21 protein-coding genes and 1 pseudogene are annotated in these 20,513 nt (G+C 56.8%); 11 read left to right on the forward strand and 11 right to left on the reverse strand.

Annotated elements, in window-relative coordinates:
- Positions 1-140 precede the first annotated feature (140 nt).
- From FHN83_RS11820 to tisB, 3 genes and pseudogenes are all read right to left on the reverse strand, one after another.
- Positions 141-974: pseudogene (locus tag FHN83_RS11820) on the reverse strand (EamA family transporter).
- A gap of 62 nt (positions 975-1,036) precedes the next feature.
- The gene (locus tag FHN83_RS11825) at positions 1,037-1,483 is read right to left on the reverse strand and encodes a GNAT family N-acetyltransferase (RefSeq protein ID WP_139563893.1); all 447 of its coding nucleotides are present in this window, start codon (positions 1,481-1,483) and stop codon (positions 1,037-1,039) included.
- Positions 1,484-1,549: 66 nt separating this feature from the next.
- The gene (gene tisB / locus FHN83_RS11830) at positions 1,550-1,639 is read right to left on the reverse strand and encodes a type I toxin-antitoxin system toxin TisB (RefSeq protein ID WP_039032257.1); all 90 of its coding nucleotides are present in this window, start codon (positions 1,637-1,639) and stop codon (positions 1,550-1,552) included.
- Positions 1,640-2,163: 524 nt separating this feature from the next.
- Here tisB and ivbL point away from each other — a divergent pair.
- The 3 genes from ivbL to ilvN all read left to right on the forward strand — a co-directional run bounded on the left by ivbL (position 2,164) and on the right by ilvN (position 4,341).
- Positions 2,164-2,262 carry an ilvB operon leader peptide IvbL gene (gene ivbL / locus FHN83_RS11835; RefSeq protein WP_138370925.1) on the forward strand — a complete coding sequence of 33 codons (99 nt, stop codon included), beginning with the start codon at positions 2,164-2,166 and terminating at the stop codon, positions 2,260-2,262.
- Between the two features lie 99 nt (positions 2,263-2,361).
- Positions 2,362-4,050, forward strand: coding sequence for an acetolactate synthase large subunit (ilvB, locus tag FHN83_RS11840; protein WP_139563894.1), 1,689 nt, complete (start codon positions 2,362-2,364; stop codon positions 4,048-4,050).
- Between the two features lie 3 nt (positions 4,051-4,053).
- Entirely contained in the window at positions 4,054-4,341 is a 288-nt protein-coding gene (ilvN, locus tag FHN83_RS11845; RefSeq protein WP_039032259.1) for an acetolactate synthase small subunit, read from the forward strand.
- Position 4,342: 1 nt separating this feature from the next.
- Here ilvN and FHN83_RS11850 read toward each other — a convergent pair whose 3' ends face one another.
- Positions 4,343-5,134, reverse strand: coding sequence for a DeoR family transcriptional regulator (locus FHN83_RS11850; RefSeq protein WP_139563895.1), 792 nt, complete (start codon positions 5,132-5,134; stop codon positions 4,343-4,345).
- A 323-nt stretch (positions 5,135-5,457) separates the two neighbouring features.
- Here FHN83_RS11850 and rbsK point away from each other — a divergent pair, with 323 nt between their 5' ends.
- The 7 genes from rbsK to nepI all read left to right on the forward strand — a co-directional run bounded on the left by rbsK (position 5,458) and on the right by nepI (position 12,512).
- Positions 5,458-6,378, forward strand: coding sequence for a ribokinase (gene rbsK / locus FHN83_RS11855; RefSeq protein ID WP_039032261.1), 921 nt, complete (start codon positions 5,458-5,460; stop codon positions 6,376-6,378).
- A gap of 29 nt (positions 6,379-6,407) precedes the next feature.
- Positions 6,408-7,724 (forward strand): L-fucose:H+ symporter permease, encoded by a 1,317-nt coding sequence (gene fucP / locus FHN83_RS11860; protein WP_039032262.1) that lies wholly within the window; start codon positions 6,408-6,410, stop codon positions 7,722-7,724.
- Positions 7,725-7,735: 11 nt separating this feature from the next.
- Complete coding sequence (locus FHN83_RS11865; RefSeq protein WP_139563896.1) at positions 7,736-8,746, forward strand: aldose 1-epimerase family protein; 1,011 nt, start codon at positions 7,736-7,738, stop codon at positions 8,744-8,746.
- 160 nt (positions 8,747-8,906) lie between these two features.
- Entirely contained in the window at positions 8,907-9,911 is a 1,005-nt protein-coding gene (locus FHN83_RS11870; RefSeq protein ID WP_138370922.1) for an alpha/beta fold hydrolase, read from the forward strand.
- Positions 9,912-10,093: 182 nt separating this feature from the next.
- Positions 10,094-10,546 (forward strand): DUF1198 domain-containing protein, encoded by a 453-nt coding sequence (locus FHN83_RS11875; RefSeq protein WP_139563897.1) that lies wholly within the window; start codon positions 10,094-10,096, stop codon positions 10,544-10,546.
- A gap of 97 nt (positions 10,547-10,643) precedes the next feature.
- Complete coding sequence (locus FHN83_RS11880) at positions 10,644-11,153, forward strand: SRPBCC domain-containing protein (protein WP_039032267.1); 510 nt, start codon at positions 10,644-10,646, stop codon at positions 11,151-11,153.
- Positions 11,154-11,321: 168 nt separating this feature from the next.
- Positions 11,322-12,512, forward strand: a complete 1,191-nt coding sequence (gene nepI / locus FHN83_RS11885; protein ID WP_039032268.1) for a purine ribonucleoside efflux pump NepI — start codon at positions 11,322-11,324, stop codon at positions 12,510-12,512.
- A 99-nt stretch (positions 12,513-12,611) separates the two neighbouring features.
- On the opposite strand, the gene FHN83_RS11890 is transcribed toward nepI, so the two are convergent.
- The 6 genes from FHN83_RS11890 to FHN83_RS11915 all read right to left on the reverse strand — a co-directional run bounded on the left by FHN83_RS11890 (position 12,612) and on the right by FHN83_RS11915 (position 18,650).
- Positions 12,612-13,517 (reverse strand): DMT family transporter, encoded by a 906-nt coding sequence (locus FHN83_RS11890; RefSeq protein WP_139563898.1) that lies wholly within the window; start codon positions 13,515-13,517, stop codon positions 12,612-12,614.
- A gap of 223 nt (positions 13,518-13,740) precedes the next feature.
- Positions 13,741-15,120: a carbohydrate porin gene (locus FHN83_RS11895; RefSeq protein ID WP_139563899.1), complete on the reverse strand. Its 1,380-nt coding sequence runs from the start codon at positions 15,118-15,120 to the stop codon at positions 13,741-13,743.
- Between the two features lie 160 nt (positions 15,121-15,280).
- A complete protein-coding gene (locus FHN83_RS11900; protein WP_072250852.1) occupies positions 15,281-15,583 on the reverse strand; it encodes a PTS lactose/cellobiose transporter subunit IIA in 303 nt (100 codons plus the stop codon).
- 11 nt (positions 15,584-15,594) lie between these two features.
- Positions 15,595-16,980, reverse strand: coding sequence for a glycoside hydrolase family 1 protein (locus FHN83_RS11905; protein ID WP_039030208.1), 1,386 nt, complete (start codon positions 16,978-16,980; stop codon positions 15,595-15,597).
- A 17-nt stretch (positions 16,981-16,997) separates the two neighbouring features.
- Positions 16,998-18,323 (reverse strand): PTS sugar transporter subunit IIC, encoded by a 1,326-nt coding sequence (locus FHN83_RS11910; RefSeq protein WP_039030207.1) that lies wholly within the window; start codon positions 18,321-18,323, stop codon positions 16,998-17,000.
- A 12-nt stretch (positions 18,324-18,335) separates the two neighbouring features.
- The gene (locus FHN83_RS11915) at positions 18,336-18,650 is read right to left on the reverse strand and encodes a PTS sugar transporter subunit IIB (protein WP_039030206.1); all 315 of its coding nucleotides are present in this window, start codon (positions 18,648-18,650) and stop codon (positions 18,336-18,338) included.
- Positions 18,651-18,944: 294 nt separating this feature from the next.
- Here FHN83_RS11915 and FHN83_RS11920 point away from each other — a divergent pair, with 294 nt between their 5' ends.
- Positions 18,945-19,892, forward strand: coding sequence for a LacI family DNA-binding transcriptional regulator (locus FHN83_RS11920; protein WP_039030205.1), 948 nt, complete (start codon positions 18,945-18,947; stop codon positions 19,890-19,892).
- A 36-nt stretch (positions 19,893-19,928) separates the two neighbouring features.
- Here the strand turns inward: FHN83_RS11920 and FHN83_RS11925 are convergent, their stop codons facing one another.
- Positions 19,929-20,225, reverse strand: coding sequence for a YicS family protein (locus FHN83_RS11925; RefSeq protein WP_039030204.1), 297 nt, complete (start codon positions 20,223-20,225; stop codon positions 19,929-19,931).
- Positions 20,226-20,513 lie beyond the last annotated feature (288 nt).

A 20,513-nucleotide genomic window follows, 5' to 3' on the forward strand; every position in this document is an offset into this window, starting at 1 on the left:
GAATAAGTGACTGCGCATTCCCATAAATGCGCGAGGAATCTACCACAGTGAGATGACAAGTTAAGCCTTGCGGTGGTGAATGGAGGAGGGCAGAAAGGCAGGATAAGTAAACAAGAACGGCAACTAATGTTGCCAGCGGATCAGGCCAGGCGCAGCAATATTGCGCCAGCGGCAATGCCCACCGCGGCCGCGATGCGCAGTGCGGCAACCAGCTCTTTTAAAAGTATAAAAGCGATAAGCGCGCCAAAGAGAATAGAGGTTTCACGCAAAGCCGCCACTACCGCCAGCGGTGCCTGAGTCATCGCCCAGAGCGCCAGCCCTTAGGAGCCCATGGTGGCCACGCCGCCGAGCAGCCCCTTTTTCCAGTGCAGGCGCAGGTAGCCGGACGCCTCCCGGCGGTGCGTCACCATCGCCCAGCACAGCAGGCAGAAGCCGTTCATAAAGAAGGTCCAGAACGTGTAGCCCAGGGCGGTATTCGATAACCGTACTCCGGTGCCGTCCACCAGGGTATATCCGGCGATAAAGCAGGCGTTAATCAGCGCCAGCCAGATCCCCTTGCGCGATTGCATTCGGCCGTTTATCGCCATCACCAGAATCGACAGACAGATAACGGCGATGCCAGCCCATGCCAGCCCGGATAACGTATCGCCCAGGGTGAACACGCTAATCAAGGCCACCAGCAGCGGCGCGGTGCCGCGCATCAGCGGGTAGGTCTGGCTCATATCGGAGACCTGATAGGTCTTCGCCACCAGCACCGTGTAGACCACCTGCAGTGCACAGGAGACGATCAAATAAGGCCAGCTGGCCGCCGAGGGCTGGGGCGAGAAAGGGAGGCAGATCAGGGCGATAAGCGTTGCGGAGCCGCTCACACTGATGGCGGAGTAGAGTTTGTCCGTCCCGGCTTTGACGATGGCGTTCCAGCTGGCGTGCAGCAGCGCGGCAAAAAGCAGAATGCAGAAAACGGTCAGGGTCATGGCGTGTCTGGTGATGTATTGTCACCAGAACTTAACATTCATGGCTGAGGTGTGCCAGCCAGTTACACCGCGCAGAACAGGCGGTGCGTCACGCGCGGCTCATCCACGACCAGCGTAAAGCCAGCCCGCTGGTAGAAGGCCCAGGCGGTCTGGGGCGCATGGGTATTGAGAAAATCGAACCAGACGCTGGCATCGGCCATCACCACGGCGAGCAGCTGTTTGCCGATACCCAGCCCCCGGCAGCTTTCGCTGATATAGAGATGGCGGATACGACCAGCCCGCGGCTGCTGGCTGAACGGATCGCGGTTTAGCCCGCAAATTCCCACCAGTTTGCCGTTCAGAAACGCCCCCAGCAGCTTTTCACCCGGGGCGTTAAAGCGATTTTCACCCCGTTCCCAGTTCTCTTCGAGCCTGCGCAACATATTGAAGTTGCGCGCGGTGCTCTCGGTTTTCAGCGCGATATACCCCGGTTCGTCCGGCGTAACGGGCTCAATTAACAAACGCAACATAGCGCATTCCCTCGTTATTAAAGAGGGGCGGTTTCCCGCCCCTCTTCGGTGCGGCTTGAACCTGAATCACTTAACGTATTTCAGGACAGCATCAAGCAGTTGCAGTGCTGCAACAATGAGTTTGAGGATAAGTACAACCATATCCACTACGCTCATACGCGTCTCCTCTGGTTAAGGAGCACGATGCTGGCGTACCTTTCCGCCGCCTGTGACCAGCACCTTTGTTGACGTAACACAGTGTGCTCAGGTGGGGAGTGGAGGCGCTGACGGCACCACCCGTTTCAGCCAGGACTTCGTTGCGCCGGTGTACTACGAGCGGCTCCCCTCACACCCTGTGAACACACCCAGTATAGATAAATACTGTATATATGAACAGTAATTTATGGACAAAACGTGAAGAGCGATCCATACTCAAATGCGTCAAAATTCGTGCCGAAAATTGCGCGTTCCTGTGCGATCGCGTATACTTCGTGCGTTGACGTAACACAGTGTGCTCTGCGGTCACCAGCCGCAAACGCTGTAAAAAAAACCTCGCTCCGGCGGGGTTTTTTGTTTTCATCACCCGACAAACGAAACGTGATCCCTGACACATTTTCAGGCAGATGAAAATAATTCCATTGTCTCGTCTGTAAACCTGTGCTTGTATAAATCCACTCAATGATTCCAGAGACAGGTTCCTAATGACCTCTTCCATGCTGACCTCGACCCTACTAAAAACTGCGCACCCAGCCGCAGTGGTCGTCGTGCGTGTGGTGGTCGTCGTCGGCAATGCGCCGTAGGGACTGGATCAACACACGATTCCAAACCCCGCCGGCGCAAACCGGCGGGGTTTTTGTTTAAAGCCTCCCGGAAAGTCGGCCCATAAGAAGGACTGGAGCATGGCAAGTTCGGGCACAACATCACACAAGACGCGTTTCACAGGCGCGCAGTTAATCGTTCATCTGCTGGAACGTCAGGGCATTACCACGGTTGCGGGTATTCCTGGCGGGACGGTACTCCCGCTGTATGACGCTTTAAGCCAGAGCACGCAGATCCGCCACGTGCTGGCGCGACACGAGCAGGGCGCAGGCTTTATCGCCCAGGGCATGGCGCGTACGCAGGGCAAACCGGCGGTCTGTATGGCCTGTAGCGGGCCAGGGGCCACCAATCTGGTGACCGCCATCGCCGATGCGCGCCTCGACTCCATCCCGTTAGTCTGCATTACCGGCCAGGTGCCCGCCTCGATGATCGGCACCGACGCATTTCAGGAAGTAGACACCTACGGCATCTCTATCCCCATCACCAAGCACAACTACTTAGTGCGTGATATCAGCGAATTACCGCAGGTTATCAGCGATGCGTTCCGCATCGCCCAGTCCGGTCGTCCGGGTCCGGTGTGGATAGACATTCCTAAGGATGTGCAGACCGCTGAAATTGAGATCGACGTGCTGCCTGAGCCGGGCACCCGCGCGCCATCGCCGGAATTCAGCGCTGACAGCGTGCGCGAAGCCGCAGCCATGATTAACGCCGCGCAGCGCCCGGTGCTCTATCTGGGCGGCGGGGTGATTGATGCGCCTGACGCGGTGCGCAGCCTGGCTGAAAAAGCGAATCTGCCGACCACCATGACCCTGATGGCGCTGGGCATGCTGCCAAAAGCGCACCCGCTGTCGCTGGGCATGCTCGGGATGCACGGCGCGCGCAGCACCAACTTTATTCTGCAGGAAGCCGATCTGCTGATCGTTCTCGGGGCGCGTTTTGATGACCGGGCGATTGGCAAAACCGAGCAGTTCTGCCCGAACGCCAAAATCATTCACGTGGATATCGACCGCGCGGAGCTGGGTAAAATCAAGCAGCCGCACGTCGCGATTCAGGGCGATGTTAACGAGGTGCTGGCGCAGCTGCTGCCGCACATTGACGCCACTCCGCGCACCGCGTGGCGTGAGCAGGTGACCGGCCTGCAGCAGGAGTTCCCGGGGGCCATCCCGACTGAAGGCGATCCACTCAGCCACTACGGGCTGATTAACGCCGTAGCCGCCTGCGTGGACGACAGCGCCATCATCACCACCGACGTGGGCCAGCATCAGATGTGGACCGCCCAGGCCTATCCGCTGAACCGTCCGCGCCAGTGGCTGACCTCCGGCGGTCTGGGCACCATGGGCTTTGGCCTGCCTGCGGCGGTGGGTGCGGCGCTGGCGAACCCGGATCGCAAGGTGATCTGCTTCTCCGGCGACGGCAGCCTGATGATGAACATTCAGGAGATGGCCACCGCGGCGGAAAACCAGCTGGATGTGAAAATCATCCTGATGAATAACGAGGCGCTGGGCCTGGTGCATCAGCAGCAGAGCCTGTTCTACAAGCAGGGGGTGTTTGCCGCCACCTATCCGGGCACGATCAACTTTATGCAGATTGCCGCCGGGTTTGGCCTTTACACCTGCGATCTGAACGCCGAAGCGGATGCGCAGGCCGCGCTGCAGGAGGCGATTTCACGTCCGGGCCCGGCCCTGATCCACGTGCGTATCGATCCACTACAAAAAGTTTATCCGATGGTACCGCCGGGTGCGGCCAATACAGAAATGGTGGGGGAATAAGCCATGCAGAAGCAAAATGATAACGTCATTCTGGAACTCACCGTCCGCAACCACCCTGGCGTCATGACCCACGTCTGCGGGCTGTTTGCCCGCCGGGCGTTCAACGTGGAAGGCATTCTTTGTTTGCCCATTCAGGGCAGCGAGCACAGTCGCATCTGGCTGCTGGTGAATGACGATCAGCGTCTGGAGCAGATGATGGCGCAGATCGACAAGCTGGAAGACGTGGTGAAAGTGGTGCGTAACCAGTCCGATCCGACCATGTTTAACAAAATTGCGGTGTTCTTCGAGTAACTTACTCCCCGGCGGCGTCCGGGGTAATAATCTTCACAAAACCGTTCCGGCAGTGGGCCGGATAGTCTGCCGGAAGCGGGCGGTCGCTGATCAGCACGTCAAACGCCGACAGCGGCCCGATGCTGGCGGGCGCCACTTCATCAAACAGGGCGTAGCGGGCCAGCAGGATCTTACGGATACCGTGCTGAATGGCTTTGCGCTTGGTGGCCAGGTCGTCAAGGTTAAACCAGGTCACGCCGTAGTGCTCATGCACGCCGCTGGCCGAGATAAACACCTTGCGCGGGTTGAGGGAGTCCAGCACCGACGGGTTGCTGGTGTCGTAAAACGCATCGCTTTTTGCCCGGTAGGTGCCGCCGCACAGGATCGCGGTGGCGTTCGGTTTCTCATTGAGCGCCATAAACACGCGATGGGAATAGCAGATGCCGGTAAAGGTGATGTCGTCGGGGATCATGCTGATGACCAGCGGCATTTCCGGGCCATTATCGAAAAACACTAAATCGTTTTCCGCCACCATGCCGGCCGCCAGAATGGCGATCGGCAGGTCGTCGGGATGATGCGTCTGGCTGCGCATCACGGGTGCTGTGGGGGCGGTGGCCGGTTTATTGACCATCACGATATAGCCGCCCAGCAGGGTGAGGGGCAGGACGGTATCATGGTTGTCCGGGCTGAGATCGCGTCGGATGGTCATGACGGAGACTTCCAGCATCCGGGCGGCATCTTTCAGGTGAATGCGGTCGGTTTTCTTTAACAGCTCAACCAGACGCCGGATTCGTTCTTTTTGCTTCGTCTCCATTCACCCTCTCCGCACGGTGTGATGTTCCTTAAAACACATTGATGATGCGTCAGGAACATTTTTGTTGCGTCATACTATACTGCCGCCCGGCCGGAAAGAAAAGTCACTTCTCAAACTGCGTTTACCACTCAATCTATTGTAATTAATGGTTTAATTTTGAATTCCCGTCGTTCCATCTCACTTTCTACTCCGCGAGTTGATTAATCATTAAACAGCGTTAATGGATCTGCTAATCGCGATCGCAGTCACAAATGATACGGAAATAACATGATAATGTTACGATAATATCATTGTTATGTGATTGTTTCAGAGAGGTAGTAAACATGGATATCGCGGTTATCGGCTCCAACATGGTGGATCTCATCACCTACATTAATCAGATGCCGAAAGAGGGCGAAACCCTCGAAGCCCCGGCCTTTAAGATTGGCTGTGGCGGCAAAGGGGCGAATCAGGCGGTGGCAGCGGCCAAGCTCAACTCAAAAGTGATGATGCTCACCAAAGTCGGTGACGATATCTTTGCCGATAACACCATCCGTAACCTGGAATCCTGGGGCATCAATACCACCTATGTGGAAAAAGTGCCGTGCACCAGCAGCGGCGTGGCGCCCATCTTTGTGAACGCCAACTCCAGCAACAGCATTCTGATTGTGAAGGGTGCCAATAAATTCCTCTCGCCGGAAGATATCGACCGCGCGGCAGACGATCTGAAAAAGTGTCAGCTTATTGTCCTGCAGCTCGAAGTGCAGCTTGAGACGGTTTATCACGCCATTGAGTTTGGTAAAAAGCACGGTATTCAGGTTTTATTAAATCCGGCCCCGGCGCTGCGTGAATTAGACATGTCCTACGCCTGTAAATGTGATTTCTTTGTGCCGAATGAAACCGAGCTGGAAATTCTGACCGGTATGCCGGTAAACACTTACGAGAATATTTGCCTGGCTGCCCGCTCGCTGGTGGATAAAGGGCTGAACAATATTATCGTCACCATGGGTGAAAAAGGGGCGCTGTGGCTCACCCGTGATAAAGAAGTCGTGGTCCCGGCCTTTAAAGTGAATGCCGTTGACACCAGCGGAGCGGGCGATGCCTTTATTGGCTGCTTTGCCCACTATTACGTCCAGAGCGGCAACGTCGAAGCCGCCATGAAAAAAGCCGCTCTCTTTGCCGCGTTCAGCGTCACCGGGAAAGGTACTCAGTCGTCTTACCCCAGCATTGAACAATTCAATGAGTTCCTGGCATTGAACGAATAATAAAACCCTGCGAAATAAAAGGTAGCACTATGAACGATAAAAACATCATTCAGATGCCTGACGGCTATCTGAATAAAACCCCTCTGTTCCAGTTTATTTTGTTATCCTGCTTATTCCCGTTATGGGGATGCGCTGCTGCTTTAAATGATATTTTAATTACGCAATTTAAAAGCGTCTTTGCACTGAGTAATTTTGCTTCAGCGCTGGTGCAAAGCGCGTTTTATGGCGGCTATTTCCTTATTGCTATTCCTGCCTCTCTGGTCATTAAAAAGACCAGCTATAAAGTGGCGATCTTAATCGGCTTAACGCTTTATATTGTGGGCTGCACGCTCTTTTTCCCCGCCTCGCACATGGCAACCTACACCATGTTCCTGGCGGCGATATTTGCCATCGCTATCGGTCTGAGCTTCCTCGAAACGGCGGCTAACACCTATAGCTCGATGATCGGCCCGAAAGCCTACGCCACGCTGCGCCTGAACGTCAGCCAGACCTTCTACCCGATTGGCGCTGCCGCCGGCATCCTGCTGGGTAAATATCTGGTCTTCTCCGAAGGCGACAGCCTGGAAAAACAGATGGCGGGCATGAACGCCGAGCAGATCCACAACTTTAAGATTTTGATGCTGGAGAACACCCTGGAGCCCTACAGGTACATGATTATGGTCCTGGTGGTGGTGATGGTTCTGTTCCTGTTAACCCGCTTTCCGACCTGCAAAGTGGCACAAACCGCGGAGCATAAACGCCCGTCGGCGATGGATACCCTGCGCTACCTCGCCACCAATGCCCGCTTCCGTCGCGGTATTGTGGCGCAGTTCCTCTATGTGGGCATGCAGGTGGCGGTGTGGTCGTTCACCATCCGTCTGGCGCTGGAGCTGGGCGATATCAACGAGCGCGACGCCTCTAACTTCATGGTCTACAGCTTTGCCTGCTTCTTCATCGGCAAGTTTGTCGCCAACATTCTGATGACCCGCTTTAACCCGGCGAAGGTGCTGATCATGTACTCGGTGATCGGCGCGCTGTTCCTGGCTTACGTGGCGCTGGCCCCGAGCTTCAGCGCGGTCTATGTCGCGGTGCTGGTGAGCATTCTCTTCGGGCCATGCTGGGCAACCATCTACGCCGGTACCCTTGATACCGTGGACAACGAGCATACCGAAATGGCCGGGGCGGTGATCGTGATGGCGATTGTCGGCGCGGCGGTAGTGCCAGCGGTTCAGGGCTACGTGGCCGATCTGTTCCACTCCCTGCAGGCCTCGTTCCTGGTATCAATGCTGTGCTTTGTTTATGTGGGCTTCTACTTCTGGCGTGAGAGCAAAGTGCGCCGCGAGCTGACCGAAGCCACCGCTTCCTGAGGAGGATCACCATGACGCAACTTCCCCTGTGGCGCGCGCTCTTTACCGAACAGCCGCGCACCCTGCTGCAAAACGATGACTTCACGGTAACGGCGTTTCGCTACGCCAGCGGCGTGGAGGGGCTGCGGGTGCAAAACCGCCGTGGACATCTGGTGATCCTGCCCTGGCTGGGGCAGATGATCTGGGATGCGGAGTTCGACGGTCACGACCTGACGATGCGCAATATGTTCAGCCAGCCCAAAGCGGCAAAAGAGGTGGTCGAAACCTATGGCTGCTTCGCCTTCCACTCTGGCCTGCTGGCAAACGGCTGCCCGTCGCCGGAGGACAGCCATCCGCTGCACGGCGAAATGCCCTGTGCGCCCATGGATGAAGCCTGGCTGGTGCTGACCGACGACAGCCTGACGGTGACCGGGCGCTATGAGTATGTGATGGGATTTGGTCATCACTACCAGGCGCAGCCCGCCGTCACGCTGCGCAAGGACAGCGCTCTGTTCGATATCGCCATGTCGGTAACCAACCTGGCGTCGGTGCCGATGCCGCTCCAGTACATGTGCCACATGAACTATGCCTACGTGGCGGGGGCGACCTTCAGCCAGAACGTGCCGGATGAGGCGATCGCGCTGCGGGAGTCGGTTCCGGCACACGTGAAGCCCACAGAACAGTGGCTGGCGTTCAATCAGCGTTTGCAGCAGGGCGAAGCCTCCCTGAAGGCGCTGGACGAGCCGCACTATTACGATCCGGAAATCGTCTTTTTTGCCGACAGGCTCGATCGCTACACCGCACAACCGGAGTTTCGCATGACCGCCCCGGATGGCGTCACGTTCGTGACCCGCTTTGCCAGCGCGGAGTTGAATTACGCCACCCGCTGGATCCTCTACAACAGCGACCAGCAGGTGGCGGCCTTTGTGCTTCCCGCCACCTGTCGCCCGGAAGGGTTCCTCGCGGCCCGGCGCAGCGGCAGCCTTATTGAACTGGCTCCGGCTGAAACCCGCCGTTTTACGGTGACAACCGGGATCCTCTGACGGCGACAGTGCCGGATGGCGTTACGCCGCCATCCGGCGCTTTCACACCCTTGCCCTGGCTTTACCCCGCTTTACACACCCGCCCCGCCTCATGCTCTACAGTTTTATTTTGCTGCCGCCTTTCGCGCAGCCTTAGCCCCTTTGCTAATGGAGAGCTTGCATGTTGACCCGACGATTGTCCTGCCTGGCGCTGCTGGTGGCGCTTGCCTCACCCGCGATGGCTGCGGATACCCCCGCCTACGGCGAGAAGCTGGAAGGTTTTGACTACGCCTGGCCGGTGAAACACTTCACCTTTACCTCGCAAAACCAGTCTCTGGATATGGCTTATCTGGACGTGAAGCCGGAAAAAGCCAACGGCCGCACCGTAGTGCTGATGCACGGTAAAAACTTCTGCGCCGGTACCTGGGATGCCACCATCCGGGCCCTTACCGCCAGCGGCTACCGCGTGGTGGCTCCCGATCAGATCGGTTTTTGCAAATCCACCAAGCCCGAGCGGTATCAGTACACTTTCCAGCAGTTGGCGGATAACACCCATGCCTTGCTGAAAGAGCTGGGTATCGATCGTGTCACCGTCATCGGGCACTCCACTGGCGGCATGCTGGCCACCCGCTATGCGCTGATGTGGCCGCAGCAGGTAGAGCAACTGGTGATGGTCAACCCGATTGGCCTTGAGGACTGGAAGGCGCGCGGCGTGCCGCATATCACCGTTGACCAGTGGTATCAGCGCGAGCTGAAAACCAGCGCCGACGGCATCCGCCAGTACGAGAAAAACACCTACTACGCCGGGGAGTGGAAGCCGGAATATGAACGCTGGGTCACTATGCTCGCCGGGCTGAATAACGGGCCGGGCAAAGAGCGCGTGGCCTGGAACTCGGCGCTGCTCTACGACATGATCTACACCCAGCCGGTTATCTATGAATTCAGCGAGCTGAAGATGCCGGTGTTATTGATGATCGGCACGAAGGACAATACCGCCATCGGAAAAGATCTCGCCCCGCCTGAGATCCGCAAAACCCTTGGCAACTACGCGGTGCTGGGCAAAGAGACGGCGAAGCGGATCCCACAGGCCACGCTTGTCGAGTTTAACGATATGGGTCACGCCCCGCAGATGCAGGATCCTTCGCGTTTCCATGAGGCGCTGCTGAAGGGGCTTCAGACGCGCTGACTGGTCTCCAGCAGCAACCCGCGCAGCCACGCCTGCGCGGGATTGCGGTGCGTTCTTCCAGGGTGCGGATATCCGTTTTCATCGCCTTGTACCACCTGTTTTGTGCGCATTAATACGACTTTGTACGCTGTCGACGCGCTGCGTTTCCCGATATTATGCTCGCCTAATCGTAAGGAGAGTGCATGGTCTGGATAATGCTGGCTACGCTTGCCGTGGTGTTTATGGTGGGCTTTCGCGTAATGACGTCGGGTTCCCGGCGCGCCATTCGTCGTCTCAGCGAACGTCTGGGGATCACCCCTGTGCCGCTGGAGTCGATGATCGACCAGTTTGGCAAAAGCGCCGGCAATGAGTTTATCCGCTACCTTGAACGCCCCGACGAAGCGCATCTGCAAAATGCCGCCCAGGTGCTGCTGATCTGGCAGGTGTGCATTGTCGACAGCAGCGAAAATAATCTTCTTACCTGGTATCGCCTGCTGCGCAAGGCGCGTCTCGCCGCGCCCATCACCGATGCCCAGGTTCGCCTGGCGCTCGGCTTTATGCGCGAAATGGAGCCCGATCCGTACGACCTTAACGCCTTCCAGCTGCGCTATAACCAGCTCTTCCTGCCGGAAGAGGGGGTCTTTTTCCTGCACTGATATCACCAACCGTGATGAGGATTATAAATCATCGTCATTAGATTTATACCACTGCCCGGCGCACCATTGCCTCATCAACAACAGGATGAGGTGAACCATGAAACAATCAGCCATTATCTGGCCGCAGGACTTCCTGCCAGGCACGACCGACAACTTTGCATCCAACGAAATCATCGTCGCCGGGCTGACCGCCCAGGCAGTCTGGGATCAGCTCAATGACACCTCCCGGTGGCCGGGATACTACAGCAATGCCGAAGACATTCGCTTTCACGACGGCAGCGGCCCGGCGTTAAGCGCCAACGCCCGCTTTCGCTTCACTACCTTTGGCTTCCCGGTAGAAGCGCAGATCACTGAATACGTGCCGCCGGTGGCAGGGCAGGCCGCGCGTATTGCCTGGCACGGCTGGGTGGAAGGGGATGCGAATTCGCGCCTCGACGTTATCCACGCCTGGCTGTTTGAAGACTTGCCCGGCAACCGGGTACGCATCCTGACCCAGGAGTCGCAGAAAGGCGTTCCGGCGCAGGAGTTGGCGCGCACCGTGCCGAATCCGATGATCAACGGCCATCAGGAGTGGATTGTCGGGCTGGCGAAGGCGGCGCGAGGGTAATTTTTTGCCCGGTGGCGCTACGCTTACCGGGCCTACGAGACCTGTAGGCCGGTGCAAGCGCAGCGCCGCCCGGCAAAAAGTGCCAAAAGTTGTCTAAACGTTAAATAGATCACACTTTAACTGTTAAACTGCACGGCTTTCCCGCTCGTTTTCTCCTCAGGTGATGCCATGACAGAACAGATCCAATCCGCCCCTTCGCCCCATGCCAAAGCGGTCTCCCGCCCAAACTGGTCGGCGGTTTTTTCCGTGGCGTTTTGCGTCGCCTGCCTGATTACCGTGGAGTTTTTGCCGGTCAGCCTGCTGACGCCGATGGCGCAGGATCTGGGCATTTCCGAAGGGTTGGCGGGTCAGTCCGTCACCGTTACCGCGTTTGTCGCCATGTTTGCCAGCCTGTTCATCACTCAGGCGATTGGCACCACCGATCGCCGCAAGGTGGTGATCCTCTTTTCTGTCCTGCTGACGCTCTCCTGTCTGCTGGTCTCGTTTGCCGATAACTTCACCCTGCTGCTGTTAGGGCGTGCCTGCCTCGGGCTGGGACTCGGTGGGTTCTGGGCGATGTCCGCCTCGCTCACCATGCGCCTGGTGCCGGCGCGTACCGTGCCAAAAGCGCTGTCGGTGATCTTCGGTGCTGTTTCCATCGCGCTGGTGATTGCCGCGCCGCTGGGCAGTTTCCTCGGGGGCATCATCGGCTGGCGCAACGTCTTTAACGGCGCGGCGGTGATGGGCGTGCTCTGTATTCTGTGGGTGTGGAAAGCGCTGCCGTCGCTGCCGGGCGAAGCCGCGCATCACAAGCAGAACATGTTCAGCCTGCTGAAACGCCCCGGCGTGCTGGCGGGGATGACCGCCATCTTTATGGCCTTCGCCGGGCAGTTCGCCTTCTTTACCTATATCCGTCCGGTGTTTACGACCCTGGCCGGATTTAATGTCGACGGCCTGACGCTGGTGCTTTTAAGCTTCGGTATCGCCAGCTTTGTCGGCACTTCGCTCTCGGCGCAGTTCCTGAAACGTTCCCTGAAAGTGGCGCTGGCGGGCGCACCGCTGGTACTGGCCATTAGCGCTGCCGTGCTGATCCTGTGGGGGAGTGACAAGTGGGTGGCCTCGGCGATTGCCATTATTTGGGGCTTTGCCTTTGCGCTGATCCCGGTGGGCTGGTCGACGTGGATCACCCGTTCCCTTGCCGATCAGGCCGAAAAAGCCGGTTCCATTCAGGTGGCGGTGATCCAGCTGGCGAACACCTGCGGCGCGGCGGTGGGCGGTATCGCGCTGGATAATTTGGGGCTGACATCACCGCTGGTGATTTCCGGTACGCTGATGCTGCTGACGGCCCTGCTGGTGGCGGGGAAAGTGAAGGCGCAGTAGGTAATTTTCCCCTCACCCCGGCCCTCTCCCCAACGGGGCGAGGGAGAAAAGACAGTTCCCTCTCCCCTGTGGGGAGAGGGTTAGGGTGAGGGGTAATGGCTACCCAGACTTCTGAACCCGTCTTCTCGAATCCATCGAAATCAGCACCACCGACGACACAATCAGCAGCGTGCCCAGCCAGTCCGGCAGGGTAAACGCCACCCCCAGTAAAATCACTGACAGCAGAGCGCTGCTCAGCGGCTCGGCGCAGCTCAGAATGCTCGCTTTCGGCCCGCCAATCATCTGGGCGCCTTTCAGATACAGGCTGAAGGTCACCGCCGTGCCGATCACCACCAGATAGAAGAACGCCAGCAGTATGCTGCCGTCGATGACGAAGCTGGTGCCGCGCCCGGCGTAGAACGGCGTCAGCATTAATCCGGCCAGCAGCATACTCCAGCCGACAATCGGCAGCGTGCCGTAGCGGGCGATCAGCGTGGACGGGTAGGTGGTGTAAAACGCTGCGGCGAAGGCGGAGGCGATACCCCAGGCCAGCGCGGCCGGAGAGATGGTCAGCGAGGTGGGATCGCCGTGGGTGACCAGTAAAAAGGTGCCGATAAGCGAGGTCATGATCGCCGCCAGCACAAAGATGCCCGGTCGCTTTTTGCGCGCCAGCGCGAACCACGCCACGATAATGGTCGGCGACAGGAACTGCAGCACGGTGGCGGTAGCGGCGTTGGATTTTTCAATCGTCACCAGGAAGGTGAGCTGGACGATAAGCGCCCCGAACAGGGAAAAAATCAGCAGGCTGAGGGCGTCTTTGCGATTTTTGATGACCGTGAAAATCTTGTCACCGTGGACGAATGAGAGTGTCAGCAGGATCACGCCGGCAAACAGCAGGCGGATCATGGTCAGATACGGCGAAGGGATCTGACTTTTCTCCATGATGTACTGCGCGCAAACCCCCGAACTGCCCCATAAAATGGCGGCGATCAGGACGTTCAGCATCCCTTTTTTTGTGGCACCCATGTTCTCCCCTGCAATATTGGCTTTTCAAAGGCCAGCAGCATAACACGGGTCTTGCCGGGTGGCGCTACGCTTACCCGGCCTACGAATTTAGTAGGCCCGTGCAAGCGCAGCGCCGCCGGGTGCAATGGGGGTGTGCGGCCTGATGCCCTCACCCCGGCCCTCTCCCACCGGGAGAGGGTGCAAACACTAAAAACGGCAACCTGGTTGCCGTTTTGCTTTTACCTCAGAACCACGCCTCCCACATCGCGCCGACGTTGAAGTCGTCGAGGGTTTCGTCTTTGGTGTTGTTCACGCGGGCGGTGCGTTCGTTATCCACCTTGCCGCCGGTGACGTAGAAGCGCAGCATCGGGCGGAATTCCGGGCCCATGGCGATGGACATGTTCTGCGACAGGGTCAGCTTCCAGCCCTTGTTGTCGCCGCCGTTGTCGTAATCAACATGCTGCCAGCCCGCTTCCAGCCAGGTGGAGTGCACGTCGTTCCACCAGTGCATCGGGCGCACGATGGCATTGTAGTTCTTGCGGTTGTCGGTCTTGTCGCGGCTGTTATCAAAGTCGTGGAAGGCCAGAATGTACTCCACCTGGGTCGCCTGGGTGAACTTGTGCAGCCCTTCGAAGCTGGCGTACACCGTGGTCAGATCCTCGGTTTTGTTGAACACGCTGTTGTCCGAGTTATCGGAGTAGCGGGCGATCACCTTGTTCACGCCGCTGTCGTTGGTGTGGCTCAGCACCACGCCGCCCTGCCAGGCGTTGGTCCGCTCTTCGGTGTCGATGGCCTTCGAGTCAAAGCCGTAGTTGGCGTACAGCTCGAGGTCGATCGGGCCGAGCTTCATGCCGTGAATTTTGGAGGTGGCCGCGTAGTTGCCCTTGTCCCCGGTGCCGGAGCCGCCGGTACAGGTGATGCGCGACGGGTTGGCCTCATCGTCCATCACTTCCGGGCTGCAGGATTCGACCGCCGCCACGGTGGCCACGTCAAACTGCACGCCGCCGATGTCGAAGTTCTTCACCCCGGCGCCCTGGCCGTCGTGGTTCATCCAGAAGTAGTCGTTGATGCCCTGCTGCGGACGCTGGTGGAAGTCACGCCCCGCCCAGATATAGGCGTTCGGGTTGGATTCCAGAATGTTGGTCACCCCCGCGTAGGCTTTTTTCAGGTTAACTTCGTCGCCCCAGTGGTCGATCATCACGTTGACGTCCCAGATGGCGCCGTTTTCGCCCTTGAAGGCCTTGGAGAGCTGGAACTCACCGCCGTTGCCTTCGTTACCCAGACGGCCGATTGCCGAGGCGCCGTTGTAGGAGCCGTCCACCGCCACGTACTTCTGATCCGCAGCCTGGAAGTGCGCCCCGTAGCGGGCATAGCCGGTAAATTTAATCCCGAACGGAATAGCCATATCCGGGGACTGGGCGGCGCTCTGCGGCTCGTTAATAACGTCGGCTTTTTTCGCCACCGCGGCATCCATTTTCGCCTGGCGTTCTGCCAGGGCTTTATCCACCGCTTTGGCCACAATGGCGTCGATTTGCTCCTGAGTAAATTCTTGGGCGAGGACAGAAATCGGGCAAAGCGCGGCGATAACCGCCATTGTTAATGGAAGTTTTTTAATCATATTCATGGTTATCTCAATATATTTAAATTTTATTCAGACAATAACCACCCCGTTCCGGATTGACAGAATATGTCGCTATCATCAGAACAAGTTGATTTTATATTTTATGGGTACAGAGGCTTTACACTATTATCGTAAGACTATCTCCATCACTGATATTTAAATATTAGCGCTGATATAAATGAATAATCTCTTCGGATAATTCACGGGCCAGCAGCGAGTTCATTAAATGATCCTGAGCGTGCACCATAATTAAGGTCATCGGCTGACGGGCTTCGCCCGCGTCCTGCTCGATGAGTTTGGTCTGCATATGGTGCGCCTGGCGCGCGTAACCATCGGCTTCGCGCAGCAGGCTTTTCGCTTCGTCAAAGTTGCCCTGCCGCGCAGCATGCAGTGCTTCAAAGCACAGGCTGCGCGACTGACCAGCATTGACGATGATTTCCATTACGGCTTCTTCTAAGGCAATCATCATCTCTTACTCTATTTATCGAAACTATTATTCAGAGAGGTTTGGGCAAACCATTCTCCGCTCTTTTTAATGGTGCGCTGCTGCGTCTCTAAATCGAGCTGGACAAAACCATAGCGGTTTTTATATGCGTTGCACCACGACCAGTTATCAATAAATGTCCACATATGGTAGCCAAGACAATTACTGCCTTCGCTAATACCTTTATGCAGCCATTTAAGATGTTCAGAAATAAAGTCGATACGATATTGGTCGTTAATCTGGCCGTTCTCAATAAAACGCTGCTCGTTTTCGACGCCCATTCCATTTTCAGAAATAAAACAGCGTGGGTTGCCGTAATTATCGCGCAGGTTAATGAGAATATCGTAAATACCCGGCTCGTAGATTTCCCAGCCGCGATACGGGTTCATCTTGCGTCCCGGCATCTCGTAGCTGTCGAAGAACCATTCCGGCATAAACGGCGCGTTCGGATTAATGGCCGTATCACGACACTTCACCCGACGCGGCTGGTAGTAGTTAATGCCCAGCAGGTCGATTTTACCGTCAGCAATCAGCGCGCTGTCTTCTGGCAAACAGGCTGGCAGCTGATCGTGCGCTTTCAGCATCGCCACCAGGTCCGCCGGGTATTCACCGCACAGCACCGGGTCGAGGAAGCTGCGGTTAAACAGCAGATCGCAATGGTGCGCGGCTTTCACGTCCGCCGGGTTCTGTGAACGCGGATAGGACGGGGTCAGGTTCAGCACGATGCCAATCTCACCGGGGTGATGCCCGGCGCGAAAGGCGCGAACCGCCTGCGCATGGGCCAGTACGGTGTGATAAGCCACCGTGGCCGCACGACGGAAATCGACCACGTTCGGGTAGTGGAAATCATACAGATACCCGCCCTCTACCGGCACAATCGGCTCGTTAAAGGTAAACCAGTGCATTACCCGATCGCCAAAAAGCTTAAAGCAGGTTTCTGCGTAACGACCGTAGGCCGCCACTACATCCCGGTTTTCCCAGCCGCCAATCTCCTGCATCGCCATCGGCATGTCGAAGTGGAACAGGGTGATAAACGGCTTGATGCCCTGGGCGATCAGTTCGTCGATCACCTGGTTGTAGAAGGCCACCGCCTCCTGATTCACTTCCCCGGTGCCGTCCGGGATCAGGCGCGCCCAGCTTATCGAGGTGCGAAAGCTATTGTGGTTCAGCTGCTTTAACAGCTGAATGTCGGCTTTCCAGTGCTGATAAAACGTGGACGTATTCTGCGGCCCCACCCCGTTGTGAAAGCGATTCGGCTCTGTGGCAAACCAGTGATCCCAGATGGATAATCCTTTACCACTGCTTTGGCTTTCCCCTTCGGTTTGAGTTGCAGAACAGGCGCTACCCCACCAGAAGTTCTCGGGAAATGCATATTTCATAAATCGTCCTCTTTGACTTAATTGCCGACGGTCTCTGCTGCACCTACGGTCGCCTGCGCTTTCTGCTCTTCGGTTTTCACCAGAGAACGCTCATAAGCACGCAGGAACGGTAAATACATCAGCGCCGACATCACCATACAAATGACGCACATCACCACCGGACTCAGGGCCCAGTTTGCCGCCCAGGAGGCACCAATCGGAGCCGGGGTCGTCCACGGCGTCAGCGACACAACCTGTGCCAGCCAGCCGAGTTTGGTGGCGGTATACGCCAGACAAGCGTTGATCATCGGAACGAACACGAACGGAATAAACAGCATCGGGTTCATGATGATCGGCGCACCGAACAGAATAGGCTCGTTGATGTTAAAGAAACTTGGCACCACGCCCATTTTACCAATGGTACGCAGGTGCGTTACGCGGCTACGCAGCAGCAGGAAGGCCAGCGGCAGGGTAGAGCCAACGCCGCCGATCAGCAGGTAGTGGTCCCAGAAGCCCTGCAGATAGACGTGCGGCAGCGCAGCGCCGGCAGCCAGCGCGGCCTGGTTGGCGGAGAGGTTAGCCATCCAGAATGGGTTCATAATCCCGGTCACGATCAGCGCGCCGTGGATGCCAGCGAACCAGAAGATCTGGCACAGCAGCACGGAGAGCAGGATAGCGGGCAGGGAATCCGAAGCGGAAACCAGCGGCTCCAGCAGGTGCATAATCGCCTGCGGGATGATCATACCGGTCTGGGCTTCGATAAACAGGTTCAGCGGGTGCAGGGTACCGATAATGACCACGACCGGGATCAGGATCTCAAACGAACGCGCCACGCCGGTCGGCACTTCCTTCGGCAGACGGATGGTGACTTTGTGATCCTTCAGCCACGCGTAAACGCGGGTGGCATAGATAGAGGTGATAAGCGCGGTGAAGATCCCCTGGCCCGACAGATACTGGGTGGAGATTTTGCCGTCGGCATACGGGGCGGCCACCAGCAGGAACGCCATAAACGCCAGCAGGCCGGACATCACCGGATCCAGGTTAAACTGACGCCCGAGGCTCGCACCAATGCCCACGGAGATAAAGAAGGTCATCACGCCCATGCTGAGGTTAAACGGCAGCATCAGCTGTTCACGGTAGGTCTCAGAAAAGTCCAGCCAGCCGCGGGCAAAGCTGTTGGTGGTATCCGCGGAGAACGGCGGGAAGATGAACACCAGCATAAACGAGCCGATGATCATGAACGGCAGCGCGGCGGTAAAACCGTCGCGGATGGCAATCACGTACTTCTGCTGGCCCAGCTTGCCCGCCAGCGGCGCGATGGACTGCTCAATGACGGCAACCATAGATTGATATAACGAACTCATGAGAACACCTTCTTAGTGTGCCGCTTCAATGAGCGACAGAGCATAGTCCAGCACCTTATCACCACGTTGCATACCGTAGTCCATCATATCAATGGCTTGTACCGGCACACCTTGCGTAGCAGCCTTGTCTGAGAGCGTTTTTAACATGTATTTGACTTGCGGTCCGAGAAGCACGACCTGGTATTGCGGAAACTGTGTATCAAATTCTGCAACACCGTAAGCATCGATTTTGACAGGTAAACCGCGTTCGTCCGCGGCTTCGACCATTTTCCGTACCAGCAGACTGGTGGACATCCCGGCAGAACAGCACAGCATAATCTTGAACATCGACAACCATCCTCAAAATGTAAATAGTTATTGCGGAGATGATTGGATAACATATGGAAACCGGTTTCCATCCATATAAGACAGAAGTGTGACAGCCATCAAGATCCATTACTTATGGGGCCTGTTAATCGGATTTGGGTCACATATTTTGGCTGCTTTTGCATCAGTTAGAGTGGAAACGGAAAATCGGTTTCCATGGAAAACGGAAACAGATATACTCCTGAATGGCTATAATATGAGCCGAAGTGGGATCGGGAATTACAGGGGCCAGGAGAGACCTGTCAGGGGAAAAAGATGTCTACAATCAACGATGTATCACGTCTGGCCGGGGTGTCTAAAGCCACGGTATCACGGGTGTTGAGCGGGTCGCGCGGCGTGAAGGAAGCCAGCCGCCAGGCCGTACTGAAAGCAGTGGAAGAGCTGAACTATCGGCCAAACGTGATTGCCCAGTCGCTGCTCAGCCAGTCAACCGGCTGTATCGGGGTGATCTGCGCCCAGGACAACATTAATCAGACCACCGGTTATCTGTACGCGCTGGAAAAACATCTCAGCCAGCACCAGAAGCACCTGCTGCTTCGCTTCGCCAATTCCAAAGCCGACGTCATGAACGCGCTGGAAGAGCTCTCCTGCGGGTTATGCGATGACATTCTGATTATCGGCGCCCGTTTCCCGCTGCACATCGATCAGGAGAACGTCATCCTGGTGGACTGCATGGAAACCAACAACGTCAACAGCATCCAGTACGACCATGCTTTTGCCGCGGAAACCGCCTGTAACTTTCTCGCCAGCCAGGGGCGCCGTCAGATTGCCCTGATCCACCCGCACGGCAGCGGTTTTGCCGATCAGGTGCTGCTGGGCTACAAGCATGGGCTGGAGAAAAACTTCCTGCCGTTTAATCGCAACCTGGTCTTTATGGACGCCACCTCCTCCTCCGTGGCGCTGCAGGAGCTGCTCAACAACGCCAGTACGGTCAATTTCAACGCCTTACTGGTGGCCGACGAGCAGGAAGCACAGCGGGTGATCCCGCAGCTGCAGGCTTTCAACCGGTCCGTACCGGGGGACATCATGGTGTTCAGCCTTGCGGGATCGCTGCATCTGCCGGGTATTCCGACCATTCCGGCGATTGAGTACTCGATGGATGCCATGGCGGCACGGATCGTCAGCTGGCTGAATGAGAAGACCCAGATGCTCGGGTCGTATGTGCTGCGCGGGGATTTAATTATTCCGGATGTGCGGCGCTAAAAAACTAAGGGGGCTTAATGGCCCCTTTATGCGTAATCAGTAATCCTCCATGCAGTCCACCTGATTGACGGCATCCCAGTAACCTTCCTGATTGTTCCGCTCCATCGCCACCACCGCGTTTTTGACCAGCATCTGATTCGCCTCAGAAGCCATGATCATCGCCTGCCACTCTTTATCGGTTTGCTTGCGTTGCGGGGAACAGGCTTTCTTCACATCCTTTAAAACCGCCTGTTTCATCTGCTCTAATTTTACCGGGTCGTTCATCTCCTGAGCATGAACGAAGGCGGCGAAAAGCAGGCAGACGATGAGGCAAAACAGGTGCGCTGACTTCATGGAAACCTCCGGAAAAAAACACACACGTTTATGAAATATATCGTTACATCCGCCTTTGCGACCCAAGCCGAAAGTATTAATTTTGCCAATAGTTGCGCAGGGGTACGACTAAGCGTAGCCGCAGAATTTGGGGTACAGGCAAGCCCGGAAGAAAAATTTGTGACGGCGGGGGACGGACAGCGAACAAAGGGTGATGCTGCTCGCAAAGGGGGTTTTACGTTGATTGCACTTACATTTTTTTGCCAGCACAACGCCAGAATTTAGCGATTGTATCCTGGGCTCAGTGTG

This window comes from Leclercia adecarboxylata, from assembly GCF_006171285.1.
GTDB classification, from domain to species: Bacteria; Pseudomonadota; Gammaproteobacteria; order Enterobacterales; family Enterobacteriaceae; genus Enterobacter; species Enterobacter barmai.

Coding starts and splice junctions, on each gene's coding strand:
- FHN83_RS11910 (WP_039030207.1), bottom strand. CDS start 18,323: ATGAGTTCGTTATATCAATCTATGGTTGCCGTCATTGAGCAGTCCATC.
- fucP (WP_039032262.1), top strand. CDS start 6,408: ATGAACGATAAAAACATCATTCAGATGCCTGACGGCTATCTGAATAAA.
- FHN83_RS11875 (WP_139563897.1), top strand. CDS start 10,094: ATGGTCTGGATAATGCTGGCTACGCTTGCCGTGGTGTTTATGGTGGGC.
- FHN83_RS11870 (WP_138370922.1), top strand. CDS start 8,907: ATGTTGACCCGACGATTGTCCTGCCTGGCGCTGCTGGTGGCGCTTGCC.
- FHN83_RS11915 (WP_039030206.1), bottom strand. CDS start 18,650: ATGTTCAAGATTATGCTGTGCTGTTCTGCCGGGATGTCCACCAGTCTG.
- tisB (WP_039032257.1), bottom strand. CDS start 1,639: ATGAGCGTAGTGGATATGGTTGTACTTATCCTCAAACTCATTGTTGCA.
- nepI (WP_039032268.1), top strand. CDS start 11,322: ATGACAGAACAGATCCAATCCGCCCCTTCGCCCCATGCCAAAGCGGTC.
- FHN83_RS11850 (WP_139563895.1), bottom strand. CDS start 5,134: ATGGAGACGAAGCAAAAAGAACGAATCCGGCGTCTGGTTGAGCTGTTA.
- ivbL (WP_138370925.1), top strand. CDS start 2,164: ATGACCTCTTCCATGCTGACCTCGACCCTACTAAAAACTGCGCACCCA.
- rbsK (WP_039032261.1), top strand. CDS start 5,458: ATGGATATCGCGGTTATCGGCTCCAACATGGTGGATCTCATCACCTAC.
- FHN83_RS11905 (WP_039030208.1), bottom strand. CDS start 16,980: ATGAAATATGCATTTCCCGAGAACTTCTGGTGGGGTAGCGCCTGTTCT.
- FHN83_RS11880 (WP_039032267.1), top strand. CDS start 10,644: ATGAAACAATCAGCCATTATCTGGCCGCAGGACTTCCTGCCAGGCACG.
- FHN83_RS11895 (WP_139563899.1), bottom strand. CDS start 15,120: ATGAATATGATTAAAAAACTTCCATTAACAATGGCGGTTATCGCCGCG.
- FHN83_RS11920 (WP_039030205.1), top strand. CDS start 18,945: ATGTCTACAATCAACGATGTATCACGTCTGGCCGGGGTGTCTAAAGCC.
- FHN83_RS11900 (WP_072250852.1), bottom strand. CDS start 15,583: ATGATTGCCTTAGAAGAAGCCGTAATGGAAATCATCGTCAATGCTGGT.
- ilvN (WP_039032259.1), top strand. CDS start 4,054: ATGCAGAAGCAAAATGATAACGTCATTCTGGAACTCACCGTCCGCAAC.
- FHN83_RS11890 (WP_139563898.1), bottom strand. CDS start 13,517: ATGGGTGCCACAAAAAAAGGGATGCTGAACGTCCTGATCGCCGCCATT.
- FHN83_RS11825 (WP_139563893.1), bottom strand. CDS start 1,483: ATGTTGCGTTTGTTAATTGAGCCCGTTACGCCGGACGAACCGGGGTAT.
- ilvB (WP_139563894.1), top strand. CDS start 2,362: ATGGCAAGTTCGGGCACAACATCACACAAGACGCGTTTCACAGGCGCG.
- FHN83_RS11865 (WP_139563896.1), top strand. CDS start 7,736: ATGACGCAACTTCCCCTGTGGCGCGCGCTCTTTACCGAACAGCCGCGC.
- FHN83_RS11925 (WP_039030204.1), bottom strand. CDS start 20,225: ATGAAGTCAGCGCACCTGTTTTGCCTCATCGTCTGCCTGCTTTTCGCC.